General features: G+C 61.2%; 15 protein-coding genes, 1 tRNA gene and 1 pseudogene. 10 read left to right on the forward strand and 7 right to left on the reverse strand.

All coding sequences use genetic code 11. From position 1 onward, the window contains the following. The 4 genes from AACS24_RS20195 to AACS24_RS20210 all read left to right on the forward strand — a co-directional run. On the forward strand, window positions 1-163 hold a 163-nt coding region (locus AACS24_RS20195; protein ID WP_146181407.1), incomplete at its 5' end, for a TOBE domain-containing protein. Continuing rightward, window positions 160-1,113 carry an ABC transporter permease gene (locus AACS24_RS20200; RefSeq protein ID WP_041210698.1) on the forward strand — a complete coding sequence of 318 codons (954 nt, stop codon included), beginning with the start codon at window positions 160-162 and terminating at the stop codon, window positions 1,111-1,113. The genes AACS24_RS20195 and AACS24_RS20200, both read left to right, overlap by 4 nt. Beyond that, window positions 1,103-1,900 carry an ABC transporter permease gene (locus AACS24_RS20205; RefSeq protein WP_033115312.1) on the forward strand — a complete coding sequence of 266 codons (798 nt, stop codon included), beginning with the start codon at window positions 1,103-1,105 and terminating at the stop codon, window positions 1,898-1,900. Before AACS24_RS20200 ends, AACS24_RS20205 begins: the two co-directional genes overlap by 11 nt. Before the next feature lie 19 nt (window positions 1,901-1,919). After that, window positions 1,920-3,350, forward strand: coding sequence for a gamma-aminobutyraldehyde dehydrogenase (locus tag AACS24_RS20210; protein ID WP_108570447.1), 1,431 nt, complete (start codon window positions 1,920-1,922; stop codon window positions 3,348-3,350). A 127-nt stretch (window positions 3,351-3,477) separates the two neighbouring features. On the opposite strand, the gene ychF is transcribed toward AACS24_RS20210, so the two are convergent. The 7 genes and pseudogenes from ychF to lolB form a co-directional block, all read right to left on the reverse strand. Beyond that, window positions 3,478-4,569, reverse strand: coding sequence for a redox-regulated ATPase YchF (ychF, locus tag AACS24_RS20215; RefSeq protein WP_033115314.1), 1,092 nt, complete (start codon window positions 4,567-4,569; stop codon window positions 3,478-3,480). A 61-nt stretch (window positions 4,570-4,630) separates the two neighbouring features. Then, window positions 4,631-5,221: an aminoacyl-tRNA hydrolase gene (gene pth, locus AACS24_RS20220; RefSeq protein ID WP_033115315.1), complete on the reverse strand. Its 591-nt coding sequence runs from the start codon at window positions 5,219-5,221 to the stop codon at window positions 4,631-4,633. Window positions 5,222-5,414: 193 nt separating this feature from the next. Further along, the gene (locus tag AACS24_RS20225) at window positions 5,415-7,403 is read right to left on the reverse strand and encodes a bifunctional metallophosphatase/5'-nucleotidase (RefSeq protein WP_108570448.1); all 1,989 of its coding nucleotides are present in this window, start codon (window positions 7,401-7,403) and stop codon (window positions 5,415-5,417) included. A gap of 101 nt (window positions 7,404-7,504) precedes the next feature. Then, window positions 7,505-8,452 carry a ribose-phosphate pyrophosphokinase gene (locus tag AACS24_RS20230; protein ID WP_005343846.1) on the reverse strand — a complete coding sequence of 316 codons (948 nt, stop codon included), beginning with the start codon at window positions 8,450-8,452 and terminating at the stop codon, window positions 7,505-7,507. Window positions 8,453-8,639: 187 nt separating this feature from the next. Beyond that, window positions 8,640-8,714: transfer RNA gene (locus AACS24_RS20235), tRNA-Gln, on the reverse strand. Next, window positions 8,694-9,564, reverse strand: a pseudogene (ispE, locus tag AACS24_RS20240) (4-(cytidine 5'-diphospho)-2-C-methyl-D-erythritol kinase). The gene AACS24_RS20235 and the pseudogene ispE overlap by 21 nt, the downstream one beginning before the upstream one ends. Next, window positions 9,564-10,142: a lipoprotein insertase outer membrane protein LolB gene (gene lolB / locus AACS24_RS20245; RefSeq protein ID WP_033115318.1), complete on the reverse strand. Its 579-nt coding sequence runs from the start codon at window positions 10,140-10,142 to the stop codon at window positions 9,564-9,566. Before lolB ends, ispE begins: the two are co-directional and overlap by 1 nt. 126 nt (window positions 10,143-10,268) lie before the next feature. Between lolB and hemA the strand changes: the two genes are divergently transcribed. The 6 genes from hemA (at window position 10,269) to kdsA (ending at window position 15,789) form a co-directional block, all read left to right on the forward strand. Beyond that, the gene (gene hemA / locus AACS24_RS20250; protein ID WP_108570450.1) at window positions 10,269-11,525 is read left to right on the forward strand and encodes a glutamyl-tRNA reductase; all 1,257 of its coding nucleotides are present in this window, start codon (window positions 10,269-10,271) and stop codon (window positions 11,523-11,525) included. A 55-nt stretch (window positions 11,526-11,580) separates the two neighbouring features. Beyond that, a complete protein-coding gene (gene prfA, locus AACS24_RS20255; RefSeq protein ID WP_108570451.1) occupies window positions 11,581-12,669 on the forward strand; it encodes a peptide chain release factor 1 in 1,089 nt (362 codons plus the stop codon). 61 nt (window positions 12,670-12,730) lie between these two features. Continuing rightward, entirely contained in the window at window positions 12,731-13,570 is an 840-nt protein-coding gene (gene prmC / locus AACS24_RS20260; RefSeq protein WP_108570452.1) for a peptide chain release factor N(5)-glutamine methyltransferase, read from the forward strand. Between the two features lie 57 nt (window positions 13,571-13,627). Next, complete coding sequence (locus tag AACS24_RS20265) at window positions 13,628-14,017, forward strand: SirB2 family protein (protein WP_084059652.1); 390 nt, start codon at window positions 13,628-13,630, stop codon at window positions 14,015-14,017. Window positions 14,018-14,029: 12 nt separating this feature from the next. Next, window positions 14,030-14,830, forward strand: a complete 801-nt coding sequence (locus tag AACS24_RS20270; RefSeq protein WP_033115322.1) for a SirB1 family protein — start codon at window positions 14,030-14,032, stop codon at window positions 14,828-14,830. 104 nt (window positions 14,831-14,934) lie between these two features. Further along, window positions 14,935-15,789, forward strand: coding sequence for a 3-deoxy-8-phosphooctulonate synthase (gene kdsA / locus AACS24_RS20275; RefSeq protein ID WP_108570453.1), 855 nt, complete (start codon window positions 14,935-14,937; stop codon window positions 15,787-15,789). Window positions 15,790-15,913 lie beyond the last annotated feature (124 nt).

Genomic DNA, 15,913 nt, shown 5'->3' on the forward strand with positions numbered 1-15,913 from the left:
GGAGTATCTCGGCCCCTATGTGCGCTACCGGGTGCGTATCGACAGTGATATCGAACTCATCGTCAACCACCCCAACGAGGGACAGGCGCGCCTGCCGCTCGGGGAGCGGGTCTCGCTGAGCTGGGCGGCACCCGCCGTGCATGCTCTGGGAGCGACCCCATGAACAGTGCGAGTCTGACCATGCCAACCGTGCTTCCCCGTGCGCCGCTGCGTCGGCGTCTCTCGAACCTGCTTTATGGTCGCTCCGGTCTGCTGCTGGGGATCCTGCTCGGGCCGCCGCTCATCTGGCTTGGCCTCATCTATGCCGGCTCCCTGCTGATGCTGCTCTCCAACTCCTTCTTCGGGCTCGACGAGTTCAGCGGCCAGATCCGCCACGAGTTCACCTGGCAGAACTTTATCGATCTGGCGCGCCCCGAAAACCGGGATGTGATCCTGCGTACCGTGGTCATGTCCCTGTTGGTGACACTGGCCTGTGCCCTGATCGCCTTTCCCATTGCCTATTACATGGCGCGCTACACCAGAGGGCGGCAGCGGGCTTTTTTCTACATTGCCATCATGCTGCCGCTCTGGTCGAGCTATCTGGTGCGGGTCTACGCCTGGAAGCTGATCCTCGCCAAGGAGGGGGCGGTGAACTGGCTGGCAGGTCAGCTGGGGCTGGACGGGGTGTTGCAGGCGCTGCTCAGTCTGCCGGAGATTGGCGGCCCCTCGCTGTCGTTTTCACGGATCGGCACCTTTATCGTCTTCGTCTATGTCTGGCTCCCCTTCATGATCCTGCCCATTCAGGCAGCCGTGGAGCGGATCCCTCTCTCCCTCATCGAGGCGAGCGCTGATCTCGGGGCCACTCCGGGGCAGACCTTCCGTACCCTGCTGCTGCCGCTGGCGCTGCCGGGGGTAGTGGCCGGCTCCATCTTCACTTTCTCGCTGACCCTTGGCGACTACATCATCCCGGGCATTATCGGCAACTCCACCCTCTACATCGGTCAGGTGGTCTACATGCAGCAGGGCACGGCGGGCAACCTGCCTTTCGCCGCGGCTTTCTCGCTGGTGCCCATCCTCATCATCGCCGTCTATCTGATGGTGGCAAAACGTCTGGGGGCTTTCGATGCGCTTTGATCAACCTGGTCGTACCCTGCGGGTGGCCGCCTACGGCGGGCTCGCCTTCCTGCACTTTCCGATCCTCTTTATCTTTCTCTATGCCTTCACTACCGAGAGCAAGAGTTACCAGTTTCCGCCACCGGGCTTTACCCTCCACTGGGTCGCGGTGACCTTCGAGCGTCCCGATGTCTGGCGCGCCATCCAGCTCTCGCTGGAGGTGGCGAGCCTTGCCACTCTGGTTGCCCTGCTGTTGGGGACGCTGGCAGCCGCCGCCATCGCCCGCAGCCGCTTCTTCGGTCAGGAGATGGTCTCGCTGATGCTGATCCTGCCTATCGCCCTGCCGGGGATAGTGACCGGTCTGGCACTGCGTTCGGCCTACGGTGCGCTGGAGATCCCCTTCAGCTTCTGGACCATCGTCATCGGCCACGCCACCTTCTGTGTGGTGGTGGTCTACAACAATGCGCTGGCCCGTTTTCGCCGAACCAACCGTTCGCTCATCGAGGCATCGATGGATCTCGGGGCCGACGGTTTCCAGACCGTGCGTTACGTCATCCTGCCCAACATCGCCACTGCGCTGCTGGCGGGTGGCATGCTGGCCTTTGCTCTCAGCTTTGACGAGGTGATCGTCACCACCTTTACCGCCGGCCAGCAGACCACGCTGCCCATCTGGATGTATCAAGAGTTGATCCGGCCGCGAGATCGCCCGGTCACCAACGTGGTTGCCCTTATCATCGTCGCCGTCACCACGGTGCCGATCCTGCTCGCCTATTACCTGACCCGCGATGGCAACGACGCCGTGCGCTAATTACCAAGGAAGGTTATTCATGAACATTTCGACCCAGCAACTTATCGACGGCCAGTTTGTAACAGGGGAGGGCCCGAGCGAACCGGTACTCAACCCTGCAACCGGTGAGCTGATTGTCCAGCTGCCGGAGGCCTCCTTCGAGCAGGTGAGCCGCGCCGTCAACGCCGCCCAGCGAGCTTTTGGCACCTGGCGTCACACCACGCCGGCGACCCGCAGCAACCTGCTGCTGCGCCTTGCCGCCGCCATCGAGGAGCGGGCCGAGGCCTTCGCCGCCATCGAGTCCCTCAACTGCGGCAAACCCTATGCGGCCGTGCTGGGTGACGAGCTGCCGGCGGTGATCGACTGCTTCCGCTTCTTTGCCGGTGCCGCCCGTTGTCTGCACGGGCCGCTGGCGGGCGAGTACCTCGACGGCCACACCAGCATGATCCGCCGTGACCCCATCGGGGTGGTGGGTAGCATCGCCCCCTGGAACTATCCGCTGATGATGGCGGCCTGGAAGATTGCCCCCGTGCTGGCGGCCGGCAATACGGTGGTGCTCAAGCCATCGGAGCAGACTCCGTTGAGCGCTCTGTTGCTGGCGGAGATTGCCAGCGAGATCTTCCCGCGCGGGGTGATCAACATCATCTGCGGCCGTGGCGAGAGCGTGGGCGCGCCGCTGGTGGAGCATCCGCTGGTGCGGATGGTGTCGCTCACCGGTGATATCGCCACCGGCCAGAAGATCCTGCAGAGCGCGGCGCGCACCATGAAGCGCACCCACCTCGAACTGGGTGGCAAGGCCCCAGTCATCATCTTTGACGATGCGGATCTCGATGCGGTGGTGGCTGGCATTCGCACCTTCGGTTTCTACAATGCCGGGCAGGATTGCACCGCTGCCTGCCGCATCTATGTGCAGAACAAGTTGCACGACCGCTTCGTCGCCGCCCTGACCGATGCGGTCTCCTCCATCAAGGTGGGTACCCAGCACGAAGAGGGGGTGGAGATGGGGCCGCTTATATCCGATCGCCAGCGCCATCGGGTAGCGAGTTTTGTCGAACGGGCCGTCACCAGCGGCCATATGGAGGTGACCACCGGCGGGCGGATGCGCCCCGGCAGCGGCTTCTTCTACGAGCCGACCCTGATCGTGGGGGCTCGTCAGGAGGACGAGATTGTGCGCCGCGAAGTGTTCGGCCCCGTGGTGTCGGTGACCCGTTTCAGCGACGCCGAGCAGGTAGTGCAGTGGGCCAACGACTCCGACTATGGCCTCGCTTCTTCGGTCTGGACCCGGGATCTGGGGCTGGCCCACAAGGTGGCGGCCGGGCTTCAGTATGGCTGCACCTGGATCAACACCCACTTCATGCTGGCCACCGAGATGCCCCACGGCGGGATGAAGATGTCCGGTTACGGCAAGGATCTCTCCCTCTACGCGCTGGAGGATTACACGGTACCGCGCCACATTATGGTCAAGCTCTAGCAATCGGCTATGAGCCACGGCTTTGTGAAAGTGGCAAGGCCGCGTTGCCAAGCTCAAAAGAAAAAGCCCATCCGTTGCCGGATGGGCTTTTTGTCGTCCCGGGCCGCAAACTGCGGCCACAGCAGGATTAGACGTTGAACAGGAAGTTCATGATATCGCCATCTTTGACGATGTAGTCCTTGCCTTCGGCGCGCATCTTGCCCGCTTCTTTGGCGCCCTGCTCACCCTTGTAGGTGATGAAGTCTTCAAAGGCGATGGTCTGGGCGCGGATAAAGCCCTTCTCGAAGTCGGTGTGGATCTTGCCTGCCGCTTGCGGGGCAGTGGCGCCGACCGGAATGGTCCATGCACGCACCTCTTTCACGCCAGCGGTGAAGTAGGTCTGCAGGTTCAGCAGCTGGTAGCCGGAGCGGATAACACGGTTCAGACCCGGCTCTTCGATGCCAAGGTCTGCCATGAACTCGGCGCGATCTTCGTCGTCCAGCTCGGCGATGTCAGCTTCGATGGCGCAGCAGACGACTACGACAACCGCGTTCTCGGCGGCAGCAATCTCGCGCACCTTGTCCAGATAGGGGTTGTTCTCGAAACCATCTTCCGCCACGTTGGCGATGTACATGGTGGGTTTCAGGGTCAGGAAGTTGAGGTGGCTGACAGCGGCCAGCTCTTCCTTGTCCAGCTTCATGCCACGGATCATCTGGCCGTTTTCCAGCGCAACCTTGATCTTCTCCAGGGTTTCGACTTCCAGCTTGGCATCCTTGTCGCCGCCCTTGGCGCGCTTGGACTGGCGGTGAATGGCGCGCTCGCAGGCGTCCAGATCCGACAGGGCCAGCTCGGTGTTGATCACTTCGATGTCGTCGGCCGGGGAGACCTTGCCGGCAACGTGAATGATGTTCTCGTCGTCGAAGCAGCGCACTACGTGGCCGATCGCTTCGGTTTCACGGATGTTGGCCAGGAACTGGTTGCCCAGACCTTCACCCTTGGAGGCACCGGCTACCAGACCGGCGATGTCGACGAATTCCATGGTGGTCGGTACAACGCGCTGCGGATTGATGATGGCCGCCAGCTGGTCGAGGCGGGGATCCGGCATCGGCACCACACCGGTGTTCGGCTCGATGGTGCAGAACGGGAAGTTGGCGGCTTCGATACCGGCCTTGGTCAGCGCGTTGAACAGGGTGGATTTGCCTACATTGGGCAGGCCCACGATACCGCATTTAAAACCCATGGATTGTTACCTTACTTGATGGATGCTGTGAGGCTCGCCCGCAGGCGGCCCGTGTCATGCTTTATTCGGCCTTGAAGCTGTGAAGCCGGTTCATGGCCTTGGTCATATCTTGTTTGAACAGGATGTCGGTGGCACGCAGGGACTCGTCCAGTGCGGCGTCGATCAGGTTCTGTTCACTGCTGGGCGCCTTGGTCAGCACGAAGCCGGCGACCAGCTCCTTGGCTCCGGGATGGCCGATCCCGAGGCGCAGCCGGAAGAAGTTATTGTTGTTGCCCATCTTGGCGATGATGTCCTTGAGGCCGTTATGGCCACCGTGACCACCACCCTGCTTGAACTTGGCGATGCCCGGGGGCAGATCCAGTTCATCATGGGCCACCAGAATCGCTTCCGGCTCAATCTGATAAAAACGCGCCAGAGCGGCGACCGCCTTGCCGGAGAGGTTCATGTAGGTGTTCGGGATGAGCAGTCGCACATCCTGCCCATCAACCAGAATGCGGGCAGTGTGGCCGAAGAACTTGGGCTCTTCGCGCAGGCTGACATTGTGCCAGCGGGCCAGTTGCTCCACATACCAGGCGCCCGCATTGTGGCGGGTTTTGGCATATTCCGGGCCGGGATTGCCCAGTCCGACGATCAGTTTGATTTGGCTTGTCACGCTTGATGTCTTCACTCGCAGCTGCCATGGGCACACTACCCAGGGCAATAGGACGCAATATTCTAGCCGCCGAGTGGCGATCACTCAACCAATGTGCATGTTATGGCGGGATTTGAGCGATTTTGGCGGCCAATGGATGACAAACGGGCCTCTTGCGAGAGGCCCGTTCTCTGTCGATTTGCTGATGACCCGGTTATTTGGCGCGCAGCAGGGTGACAGTTTCCTCATCCAGACCGGTCAGAGTGGGGCGGGCATCGCGCACATACTCCACGAAGGAGGCTGCGTCGGTACCGCAATCGACCCCGGCGGCCTTGCAGTCGAGGGATTTGCCCGGGGCATAGACTGCACCGAGCAGCTCGCCGTTTTGTGCCACTTTGAGCACCGGGAAGGCGGTCAGCTTACCGTTGACGCTGGCGATGTCGACCCGCTCGCTCTTCTGACGCTGGGCATTCGCCAGTGCTTGCCAGCCATCGTTGCCGTTGGCGCTGTAGGCGTTCATCACCACGCGATAGCGCTGACTATCCACCAGATCCTGCCACTCGCCGCTCGCCGTCTTGTGCTGCAGCTGGGCCAGGGTGCCCGCCTTGCCTGTGTTGGTCTCCTGGAAGGTGTAGCGCAGGTGGCCACCATAGGGGAACTTGCCGGCATGGGCGCTGGCGGGCAGGGTGGCGGTGATGGTCTCGGTCAGCAGGGCGCGCACCTCGGCGCCGGTCAGGGTCAGTACCGCGAGCTGGTTTTTGAACGGCAGCAGGGTGAGGGAGCTGTCCCCCTCGCGCCACTCGCCGGCCGGTAGCTCGGCGCGCACGCCCCCCACCGCCACCAGAGCGAAGTCGACCGGACCGCCGGTCAGGGCCTGAACGGCCGGGGTATTGGCCCAGTAGAACTCCCCTTCGGCAACCAGCGGCGCCACATCGGAGCCGTGGCTGTCGCTGCCGTTGTCACCAGGGCGACGGGCATTTTGCAGCTGCTCGGGGATAGTGCCGATCACCGGGCCATAGGCCTTCTCCAGCGCCGGTTTGTAGTGGCTGTCGATGATGCCGCGCAGGCGGGGATCTTCATCCACGGTAACCAGATTGGGCTGGTTGTCGACGAACTGGCTCGCCTCCTTGCTGCGGTTCTCGTCGAGGGGCTGCTTGCGCGCCGCATCGGCGAAAAAGTCGCGGCTGGCCAGCAGGCTGTTGTGGCCCTGACAGTAGGTCACATGACCCTGACCATCAAAGCTCACCTGAGCCAGACCAATGGCCTGGGCGTAGGAGCCAGCCTGCACCACGCAGGTCTTGCCGATGCCGTCCGGGTTGGTCACCAGCTTGGCGTATTCACCGGTGTTGCCCCAGCCGATATTGCGAAAATCGCCGAGCAGGCTGTGGGAGTGACCACCGACGATGGCATCAATACCGTTCACCTTGGCGGCCAGCGCCAGATCCCGTTCATTGCCGATGTGGGTGAGCGCCACGATCTGGTGGATCCCTTTGGCTTGCAGCATGTCGACCGTGGCCTGAGCCGATTCAACTTCCTTGGCAAAGCGCAGCTTGCCGACGTTGGGGGCGATGTTGCCCATATCTTCCAGCACCAGCCCGATGACGGCGACCAGCTGCTTGCCTTGCGGCAGGTTATTGATGTCGGTAACCGGGCTCTTCTGGTTGCCGTCAAAGGCATAGACAGTGAAAGGCTTGAGATTGGCGACCTTGCTGAGGGCGGGATCGTCCTTGGTGTCGAGGTTGGCGGCCAGCACCGGGAAGTTGACCCCCTTGATGAAGCGGGCCAGCTTCTGATTGTCGAGATCGAATTCGTGGTTGCCAAGGGCCATGGCATCGAGGCCGAACTGATTGAGCAGCTCGGCGTTGGCCATCCCCTCGTTGAGCTTGAAGTAGCCGCTGCCCTGCCAGGCATCGCCGCCGTGCAGCAGCAGCATGGCGTGGTTCTGGGCCAGCGCATCGGCCTGATAGGCCTTGGCCATGGTTAGCAGCCGCGGGTAGCCGCCGAAACGGGTGTAGAGGGTATCGGTCTCTCCCTCCTGGGCAAAGATATGCCCCTTCAGCTCGGCGTTGACCGGGTCAAACTGGGAGTGGGTATCGTTCATGTGAGCCAGCGTCAGCACGAAGGGCTGATTTTCTTTGGCAGGCTGACAGGCGAAGAGGGCGGAGGTCAGGGTCGCAAGCAGGAGGGGGCGCAAGCCATTCATGGGTAAATCCTTAACACCTGCCACAGGCAGGGTCGTACATATAGCCAGGGTCTAGAAAGACGAAAACCGCCTGATGGCGGTTTTCGTTATTGCTGAATCTATCAATGCTCAAACATGGCAGAGATGGACTCTTCGTTGCTGATGCGACGAATGGCTTCGGCCAGAACAGTTGAGAGGGTCAGCTGTTTGACTTTGCCGACCGCCTTCATCTCCGCTGTGAGCGGGATGGAGTCGGTGATGATCAGTTCATCGATCACGGAGTTCTTGATGTTCTCGACGGCAGAACCGGAGAAGACCGGGTGGGTTGCGTAGGCGAATACACGCTTGGCACCACGCTCTTTCAGGGCCTCTGCAGCTTTGCACAGAGTGCCACCGGTATCGATCATGTCGTCAACGATGATGCAGTCGCGGCCGGCAACGTCACCGATCAGGTGCATGACCTGGGAGACGTTCGGGCGGGGACGACGCTTGTCGATGATGGCGATGTCGGTATCGTCCAGCAGCTTGGCGATGGCGCGGGCGCGCACGACGCCACCGATGTCCGGCGATACAACGACAGGGGACTCGAGGTTCTTGGACTTCATGTCTTCCAGCAGCACCGGGCTACCGAATACGTTGTCTACCGGAACGTCGAAGAAGCCCTGGATTTGCTCGGCATGCAGGTCAACGGTCAGCACGCGATCCACACCCACGCTGGAGAGGAAGTCAGCGACAACCTTGGCGGTGATGGGCACACGGGCGGAGCGGACGCGACGGTCCTGACGGGCATAACCAAAATAGGGGATTACGGCAGTGATACGGCCAGCTGAAGCACGACGCAGTGCATCCACCATGACGATCAATTCCATCAAATTGTCGTTGGTCGGGGCACAGGTGGATTGAATGATGAAGATATCGCCACCACGTACATTCTCGTTGATCTGTACGCTGATCTCGCCGTCGCTAAAGCGACCTACGGCAGCATTGCCGAGTTTGATAAACAGGCGATCTGCGATCTTCTGGGCTAGTTCCGGCGTTGCGTTACCAGCAAACAGCTTCATGTCAGGCACGGTTTGAAACCTCGGGGTTGCATCCAGTATGTGGGGGAGTCTGAAATCAGACCCTTATCGTTTTGGGGCAAACGATTTAGCCAGACAACGAGCAAGGGAATAGCCGCATCGGGATGGCAGAAAGGGGGGTGAGCCCTGCGACGTGGGCGAGCACGACATCGCCCGCGTCACTGCCATCAGATCAAATTGGCTGGGGTACTAGGATTCGAACCTAGGGATGGCGAGATCAAAACCCGCTGCCTTACCGCTTGGCGATACCCCAATCATTTGAATTGTTGCAAAGTAACGATGAGTGGTGATATGTTCTCGCCCTTGGCGACAAACCCATCCAGCCCCTTCGGCACTCTGGCCAACACTTCCCGAGCAGTCACTTCGTCTTCAAACTGAGCAAAGACGCAGGCTCCTGTGCCCGTCATTCTTGACGGCGCGTATTCTAGCAACCAGCCGAGCGCGTTGGCAACCTCGGGGTGGCGCTTTTTCACGAGTGCTTCGCAATCGTTTTTCCACTCCCCCTCCATCAGGTTGTGCAAAGCCATCTTCGGCGTGGCTCTGGGCAGGTCCGGATCCTGGAACACGACAGCGGTTGCCACATGGCAATCCGGCTTGAGCACCAGATACCATGACTCGGGCAATTCGACCGGTTGCAGCCGCTCGCCAACCCCTTCGGCAAAGGCTGCCCGGCCACGGACAAAGACCGGCACATCGGCGCCCAGCTGCACGCCAAGCGCTGCCAGTTCATCTTCGTCAAGACCAGCCTGCCAGAGGTGGTTAAGCGCCACCAGCGTGGTGGCCGCATCGGACGAACCGCCGCCGATACCACTGCCCATGGGCAGCACCTTCTCCAGCCGGATATGGGCTCCCTGCGGGCTCGGCAGCTTTGCCTGCAGCTGGCGGGCAGCACGGATGATGAGGTTCTGTTCATCAGGTACGCCGGGAATGGCCGGGCTCAGGGTGAGGGTGTCGCTATCTGGAATCACCTCGAATTCGAGCCAGTCACCGTGGTTGAGGAAGATGAACAGGGTTTGCAGCTCGTGGTAGCCATCCGGACGACGGCCATTGACGTGCAGGAACAGGTTGAGTTTGGCCGGTGCCGGCCAGCGTGTGGAAGCCATTAGCGTGCAAGAGTCCATTGGTTGATCTGAAGCTTGAGGCGGCTGCCCTGACCGGTCATGGTCAGCTGGTGGGGCAGGCGGTAGCCATCCTGATCCCGATAGTCGCCATAGACGATCTGCCACTGGCCATCGCGGACGCGGGCCAGACTGCTGTCGGGGTTGAGCTCGAAGTCGGCTTCGCCCGGCAGCCCCTTGATCCACTCCGGCAGTCCGGCGACCGGAATGTTCCAGCCGGTGAGTTGATAGATAAGCCCTTCGGCATCCTGGCTCTGGTGGCGCTTGCCCTCGCTGTCGATCAGGGTGATTTCGCCCTTGCTGCGGGAGAGCTCGAGAATGCTGGTGCCGATCAGGCTGGTGAGGTTGAGCCGATAATCATCGCCATCCTGCTGCCAGTTGAGGCGGGCGCTGCCCTTTTGCTGGGGGGTGATGATGGCCATCTTGCCGGAAAGCTCCCAATGGGTGAGCTGTTCGAGGCGGGTTCGCTCCTGATCCCAGTTAACTTGGGCCCGCTGGGGCTGAGTGGTGGCACAACCGCCAAGGATCAGCAGGCAGGCGAGGGTAAAAATACGTAGCAGCAAGAGACGGCTCCACAGAGAGGAATTTGCCACAGTATACGGGGCGGCCGTATTGCTTTTAAAGACTTACCCTTTCTCGTACAATTGGCAGCCTTTGCACCCAGCGTATGAAATGATCGTCGCCCACTCATGAGTTTGCTTGCCCTCGGAATCAACCACAACACCGCCAGTGTCGCCTTGCGGGAGCGGGTCGCCTTTGGCCCGGACTGCATCGATCGCGCCTTGCGTGAGCTGGTGAACCAACCCGGCATCAACGAGGCGGTGATCGTCTCCACCTGCAACCGGACCGAGCTTTACTGCAATCTGGCCGGTGAACAGCAGGGCGAGGTGCTGCGCTGGCTGCAGCAGTTCCACGGGCTGGATGCGGCCGAACTGGTCAGCGCCATTTACCAGCACCATGACGAAGAGGCGGTGCGCCACCTGATGCGGGTGGCGTGCGGGCTCGACTCGCTGGTGCTGGGAGAGCCGCAGATCCTCGGCCAGATCAAGCAATCCTACGCCCATGCCCAGCAGGCGGAGTCGGTGAAGGGGGCGCTGGAGCGGCTGTTCCAGAAATCTTTCTCGGTGGCCAAACGGGTGCGTACCGATACCGAGATTGGCGCGAGCGCCGTGTCGGTGGCGTTTGCTGCCGTCAGCCTGGGTCGGCGGATCTTCTCCGATCTTTCCCAGACCAAGGTGCTTTTGGTCGGTGCCGGCGAAACCATCGAGCTGGTAGCCCGTCATCTGCGCGAACAGAACGTGACCCAGATGATGGTGGCGAATCGCACCCTGCAGCGTGCCCAGACCCTGGCTGCCGAATTTGGCGCCCAGGTGATGACGCTCGAAGAGATCCCCGATTATCTGCACGAGGCGGATATCGTCATCAGCTCGACCGCGAGTCCGCTGCCCATCATCGGCAAGGGGATGGTGGAGCGTGCCCTCAAGGCGCGCCGTTTTCGTCCCATGTTTCTGGTGGATATCGCCGTGCCACGGGATATTGAAGCCGAGGTGGACGAGCTCTCCGATGCTTATCTCTACACGGTGGATGATTTGCAGGGGATCATCGAGCAGAACCTGGAGACCCGCAAACGGGCCGCGGCACAAGCCGAGGTGATCGTGCAGGAGGAGCGCGACGAGTTCATGGGCTGGTATCGCGGCCAGAGCTCGGTTGATCTTATTCGCGACTACCGCCAGCAGTCTCAGCAGGTCGCTGACGAGGAGTTGCAACGCGCCCTGCTGGCACTGGCCCAGGGCGAGAGTGCCGAACAGGTGCTCAAGGCGATGGCCCATCGCCTCACCAACAAGTTGATCCATGCGCCGACCCAGGCCCTGCGCCAGGCGGCCTCCCAGGGCGACGAGAGTGCGCTGTCCCGTCTGCGGCAGGCACTGGGGTTGTCACAAGAGTAATTTTTCGGAGCTACCATGCTGGTGGTCCCGTCCTCCATTTGAGATTGCAAGAGTTATGAATCCGTCACTGATCAGAAAGCTGGAAGGCCTCATCGAGCGCCACGAAGAAGTTCAGGCCATGCTCGGCGAGCCCGACGTGGTTTCGGATCAGGAGCGCTATCGCGCCCTGACCCGTGAATATGCCCAGCTGGAAGATATCGTTCACGCCTTCCAGCGTTTCCGTCAGGCGCAGGATGATCTGGAGACGACCCAGATGATGCTGGAAGAGGAGGATGCCGACCTGCGCGAGATGGCGCAGGAGGAGTTGCCGCTCGCCAAGGCCAATCTGGAGGCGCTGGAGCAGGAGCTGCAGGTGATGCTGCTGCCCAAGGATCCCAAGGATGACAACAACTGCTATCTGGAGATCCGGGCCGGTGCCGGCGGTGATGAAGCAGCCATCTTTGCAGGCGACCTGTTCCGCATGTACTCCCGCTTTGCCGAGCGTCAGGGCTGGCGCGTCTCCATCGTCAGCTGCAACGACGGGGAATATGGCGGTTACAAGGAGGTCATCGCCAAGATCGACGGCGAGCGCGTCTACGGTCGTCTCAAGTTTGAATCCGGTGGTCACCGGGTACAGCGGGTGCCGGAGACCGAATCTCAGGGGCGGGTGCACACCTCCGCCTGTACCGTCGCGGTACTTCCGGAAGTACCGGAAGCCGAGCAGATCGAGATCAACCCCTCCGATCTGAAGATCGACACCTTCCGCGCCTCCGGTGCTGGTGGTCAGCACGTCAACAAGACCGACTCGGCCATCCGCATCACCCACCTGCCAACCGGGCTGGTGGTGGAGTGTCAGGACGAACGTTCCCAGCACAAGAACCGCGCCAAGGCGATGTCAGTGCTCTCCGCCCGTCTGCAAGCGGCCGAGGATGAGCGCCACCGCGCCGCCGAGCAGAGTACCCGCCGCAATCTGGTGGGCTCCGGTGATCGTTCCGAGCGCATCCGGACCTACAACTATCCGCAGGGCCGTCTCTCCGAGCACCGCATCAACCTGACCCTGTACCGCCTCTCCGAAATTTTGGAAGGGGATCTGGACTGCGTCATCACCCCGCTGGTGCAGGAGTATCAGGCCGATCAGCTCGCCTCGCTGGCCGAGAGCAATTGATGCAAATGCTGAACCGGCAAGCTCGCATTCAGACGTGCCTGATTAAGGTAGGACGGCACTGATGCAGATCCAGCAGGCTCGTGCCCATATCATGACCGTACTGGCAGGGGGAGAGTCCCCTCGCGCCGATGCCGATGTGCTGCTCTGTCACCTGCTCGACTGCCGGCGCAGCTATCTGATGACCTGGCCTGAGCGCGAGCTGGACAGTGCCCAGCTGGCGACTTTGCAGACGTGGCTGGCCCGTCGTCTCAATGGCGAGCCCATTGCCCATCTCGTTGGCGAGGGGGAGTTCTGGTCGCTGCCGCTGAAAGTCAGCCCGGCGACCCTGATCCCGCGCCCGGATACCGAAGTGCTGGTGGAGCAGGCGCTGGCGAAGATCCCGCAAGGGCCCTGCGCCGTGCTGGATCTCGGCACCGGTACCGGCGCCATCGCGCTGGCCATCAAGTCCGAGCGACCCGAGCTCGATGTATGGGCGGTGGATCGGATGGTGGACGCTGCCGCTCTGGCGCGCGAGAACAGCGCGGCGCTGGGATTACCCATCGAGGTGCGGGACGGCAGCTGGTTTGCTCCGCTCGATGAGCAGGCTCCCCGTTTTGCGGTGATTGTCTCCAATCCCCCCTATATTGATGGCGCCGATCCCCATCTCGAGCAGGGTGATGTACGCTTTGAACCGCGCTCGGCGCTGGTGGCGGACGAAGCGGGGCTGGCGGATATCCGCCATATTGCGGCCCATGCCCCGGCCCATCTGCACAGCGAAGGGTGGCTGCTGCTGGAACATGGCTGGGATCAGGGGATGGCGGTGCGCCAGCTGCTGCAGGATTTCGGCTATCGCAGCGTAACCACAGTGCGCGATTACGGGGAGAACGAGCGGGTTACTCTGGGCATGTGCCCGACCAGCTGACTCCCTTTACTACCGGTTTGACGGGCAGGGGCGCGGCCTCTGCATCGAGGATTGATATTGAATAGCTATCTTGTGCTCAAGCATCTGCATCTCACCCTGATTGGCGGGGCCGTGCTGATGTTTATGCTTCGTTTTTACTGGGTTCAGGCCGGTTCTGGCCGGGCGTTCAGCGCACCCGTGCTGAAAACCAGCGGTCTGCTCAACGGACTGGTGGTGCTCTCCGGTGTACTGCTCTGTGTGGTGCTGGGTCTCAACCCGCTCAATAACGGTATTCCCTGGCTTAGCGAGAAGCTGACGGGGATCCTGGTATTGGTCTTTCTGGCGGCGATGGCGCTGCGGCTGGCCAAAAGCAATCTGGTGCGCTGGTGCTCCTTTCTGGGGGCGCTCGGCTGGATCTACTTTATTGCCAAGTTGGCAGTGCTCAAACAGGCGAGTTTGTTCGGTTAAGGCATGAAGAGCATGTTACGTATAGACGAATGGACCGATTTTGAAGCCCATGAGCTGACCGAGCTGGCCCTGGCGGTCAGCGACGAAATCTATGGCTCGGCCGAGCAGGGGATCCGCGAGCTGCAGCTGCTGGACGAGTGGCTGGATGAGCAGATCGAAGAGGGCACCTGCGACGAGGTGCGCCAGCAACTGCTGCGCGGTTTCTATCAGAGCCTCGGGTTTTACGGCGACTGGCAGGATTACTTCTCGGCCGACAATTGCGACATCAATCAGGTGTTGCTGCAGCGCAAGGGGATCCCGGTCAGTCTCGGCATTCTCATCATCCAGCTGGGACGCAAGCTCGGGCTCGATGTGGAGGGGATCTGCTTCCCGGGTCACTTCCTGGTGAGCTTTGCCGGCGGTGAGGGGGAGGTCTATGTCGATCCCTTCACCGGCGATGAGCTGAGCCTGGCCCGTATCGAACTGCTGCTGCGCGGCGCGCTCGGCGATCTGGCCACCCTGACCCCGGATTACCTGCAGCCCTCTGGTCAGTGGGAGATCATCGAGCGGCTGCTCAATGTCAGCAAGGGTGCCCTGCTGCGGGAAGACCGCATGTCCGAGGCGCTGCGCTGCAGCGAGTTGTTGCTGCGGATGAAGCCCGGCGATCCGCTGGAGACGCGGGATCGCGGCTTTATCTACGAGCAGCTGGATTGCCCCCGTCAGGCTGCCGACGACTTTGAATACTTTATTGAACAGTGCCCGGACGATCCGGTAGCCGACGTGCTGAAAGTGCAGCTGGCTGCGCTGGATTTGACCCCCAAGCCCCTCCATTAAGGATGGCTTGGCACTGCAACAGAAGAATATCCAGGCCGCTGCGCCCGGTCGCAACGGACTAACTTGGCTTCAGGCCCCAAGACCCATAATTAAGGATGTCTTAGATGGAACAGAAGAATATCAAGCTCAACGAGCTCAACGTTGCCAATGACAAACCGTTCGTGCTGTTTGGCGGTATGAATGTGCTGGAGTCTCGCGATATGGCGATGGCGGTGTGCGAGAAGTACGTGGAAGTGACCAGCAAGCTGGGTATCCCGTTTGTCTTCAAGGCGAGCTGGGACAAGGCGAACCGTTCCTCGATCCACTCCTATCGTGGCCCGGGTCTGGAAGAGGGGATGAAGATTTTCCAGGAGCTGAAAGCGACCTTCGGCATGCCGGTCATTTCAGATCTGCACGAGCCCCATCAGGCCAAACCGGTCGCCGAGGTGGTTGACGTCATCCAGCTGCCCGCTTTTCTGGCGCGCCAGACCGATCTGGTTGAGGCGATGGCCCGTACCGGCAACGTCATCAACATCAAGAAGCCGCAGTTCCTCAGCCCAAGCCAGATGAAGAACATCACCGACAAGTTCGAGGAGTGCGGCAATGATCGCCTGATCCTGTGCGAGCGCGGTGCCAACTTCGGTTACGACAATCTGGTAGTGGACATGCTGGGTCTGGGCGTGATGAAGAAGAGCACCGGTGGCTATCCGGTTATCTTCGACGTGACGCACTCCCTGCAGTGCCGCGACCCGTTGGGTGCCGCATCCGGCGGTCGCCGCGAGCAGGTCACCGAGCTGGCTCGTGCCGGTATGGCGGTTGGTCTGGCCGGTCTCTTTATCGAATCCCACCCGGATCCGAAAATTGCCCGCTGCGATGGCCCGAGCGCGCTGCCGCTCGACAAGCTGGAAGGCTTCCTCAAGCAGATGAAAGCGATCGACGATCTGGTCAAGGGCTTCGAGCCGCTCGATACCTCTGTCTGATTGGCTCCATAACGCTGGTTAAGACTGACAAGGCCCCGCCATGCGGGGCCTTGTCGTTGGTTCAATCCCCTCTGTTGTCCCCTCATGTCAGACTGCTTCCCCCTCATTGCGTACCCCTCATCAA

Source organism: Aeromonas sp. HMWF016 (assembly GCF_963878195.1).
Taxonomy (GTDB): Bacteria; Pseudomonadota; Gammaproteobacteria; order Enterobacterales; family Aeromonadaceae; genus Aeromonas; species Aeromonas lacus.